Genomic DNA, 2,128 nt, shown 5'->3' with positions numbered 1-2,128 from the left:
CAGAACAACGGCGGCGACGTAATTATTCTGAGCTTTAAAGACAACTGCTCAACGTCCGCGATTGTGAAAAAAATTCAGGAGACCGAAGCATGATTATCGTAACCGGCGGCGCCGGCTTTATTGGCAGCAACATCGTTAAAACCCTGAACGAACAGGGCCGTAAAGACATTATCGTGGTCGACGACCTGAGCGATGGTAAAAAGTTTTATAACATCAGCGACTGCGATATCGCCGACTATCTGGATAAAGACGATTTCCTGCAACGGGTAAAAAATAACGACGGCATCCTTGATAACGTCGAAGTGATTTTCCACGAAGGCGCCTGCTCCTCCACCACCGAGTGGGACGGCAAATTCATGATGGAAAACAACTACGAATATTCCAAAGTGCTGCTGCACGCCTGCCAGGCTAAAGGCATTGCCTTTTTGTACGCCTCCAGCGCTTCTGTTTACGGCGGCAGCGATGTGTTTAAAGAAGAACGCAGCCACGAAAAACCGCTGAATGTTTACGGCTACAGCAAATGGCAGTTCGACCAGTATGTGCGTTCCATTCAGCACACACTGACCAGCCAGGTCGTCGGTTTCCGTTATTTCAATGTCTACGGCCCGCGCGAACAGCACAAAGGCTCGATGTCATCGGTGGCCTTCCACTTTAATAACCAGCTGAAAGACAATGGCGTGTGCAAACTGTTCGGCGGCAGTGGCGGTTATGGTGATGGTGAACAGCGCCGCGATTTTGTCTTTGTCGGCGATGTGGTGAAGGTGAACCTGTGGTTCTGGGCCAACCCGGACAAGAGCGGCATTTTCAATCTGGGTACCGGCCAGTGCCAGAGCTTTAATGACGTCGCTGATGCCGTTATTAAATGGCACAGCGAGCGCCCGGCGGCAGAACAAATCAACGGCAGAAAAGAATACGTTCCTTTCCCGGATCATTTAAAAGGCGCCTACCAGAGCTTTACCGAAGCCGATATCAGCGCCCTGCGCGCGGCTGGTTACAGCGCTGATTTCGCGACCGTAGAACAGGGTGTGTTCAGCTATATGGACTGGTTAAATGGCTGAGCAGCATTTCCCTAAAGCCCTGTTAAAACCGCAACACTGGCCGGTCTGGCTGCTGGTCGGACTGATGCTATGCATTACCCGCCTGCCGTTTGCCGTGCAGCTGCGTATCGGCAAAGGCCTCGGACTGCTGCTGCATAAAGCCGCCAGAAGCCGGCGTAATATTGTTGAGGTCAATATCCGTCTGTGTTTCCCGGAGAAATCTGCGCAAGAACAGCGCGCTCTGGTACGTCAGGTATTTATCGACAATGGTATCGGCATTATGGAAACCATGATCGCCTGGTTCCGTAAACCGGATTATCTGGTCAACAGAACCACCTTTGTCGGACTGGAGAAAGTGGCGGCGGCCCAGGCGGAAGGGCGCGGCATTATGCTGCTCGGCGCACACTACTCCATGCTTGATCTGGCGGGCACGCTGCTCAGTAATAAACTGACCTTTAACGTCAGCTACCGGCCGCAGAATAACCTGGTGATGAATTATCTGATGGAGCAGAACCGTGGCCGTCTGTATAAGCATTGCTTTACCCGCAAAGATATCCGCGGCTTTATCCGCACCCTGAAACAGGGCGATATTCTCTGGTACGCGCAGGATCAGGATTTTGGCCGTAAAAACAGTGTCTTTGTCGATTTCTTCGGCGTACCTGCAGCAACCATTACGGCAACGTCACGTATCGCCAAAGCCGGTAACGCACTGGTGATGCCGATCACCTATTTCCGCAACGACGATAACCGTGGTTACACCATGACCATTCATGATCCGTTGCCGATTCCCGGTGAAGACGACAGCACCGACGCCCGCATAGCCAATGCCTTCCTTGAAGAGCAACTGCGCCAGCATCCGAGCCAGTATTTATGGCTGCACCAGCGCTTTAAAACGCGCCCGGATGCGAAAGAGAAAAAAGGGATGCTGTATCGTCGTGCATGACTCTTTATTGCCATGCATACATAAAAAAACGAGCCATTCGGGCTCACTGCTGTCCCACAGTTTTTAATCAGCACCATAGCTGACAAAAACAGCATTTTTTAACATCAAGGCCCAATGCCTCGCAGGGGAACTTTGTAGTGGTCAACTA

At 51.7% G+C, this 2,128-nt stretch carries 2 protein-coding genes; both read left to right on the top strand.

The genetic code is table 11. The features are described 5' to 3' along the window. The first annotated feature begins 89 nt into the window (after positions 1–89). Positions 90–1,058: an ADP-glyceromanno-heptose 6-epimerase gene (gene rfaD, locus B3P58_RS15855; protein ID WP_145467729.1), complete on the top strand. Its 969-nt coding sequence runs from the start codon at positions 90–92 to the stop codon at positions 1,056–1,058. Then, complete coding sequence (gene lpxL, locus B3P58_RS15850) at positions 1,051–1,980, top strand: LpxL/LpxP family Kdo(2)-lipid IV(A) lauroyl/palmitoleoyl acyltransferase (protein WP_230331031.1); 930 nt, start codon at positions 1,051–1,053, stop codon at positions 1,978–1,980. Before rfaD ends, lpxL begins: the two co-directional genes overlap by 8 nt. Positions 1,981–2,128 lie beyond the last annotated feature (148 nt).

It is taken from the genome of Thalassolituus sp. UBA2009, from assembly GCF_002335285.1.
Lineage (GTDB): Bacteria > Pseudomonadota > Gammaproteobacteria > Pseudomonadales > Oceanobacteraceae > Venatoribacter > Venatoribacter alkanivorans.
This window is presented reverse-complemented; position numbering and strand designations above follow the sequence as displayed.

What these genes read in the sequence shown, in the direction of transcription:
- rfaD (WP_145467729.1), top strand. Translation starts at nt 90, where the DNA reads ATGATTATCGTAACCGGCGGCGCCGGCTTTATTGGCAGCAACATCGTT.
- lpxL (WP_230331031.1), top strand. Translation starts at nt 1,051, where the DNA reads ATGGCTGAGCAGCATTTCCCTAAAGCCCTGTTAAAACCGCAACACTGG.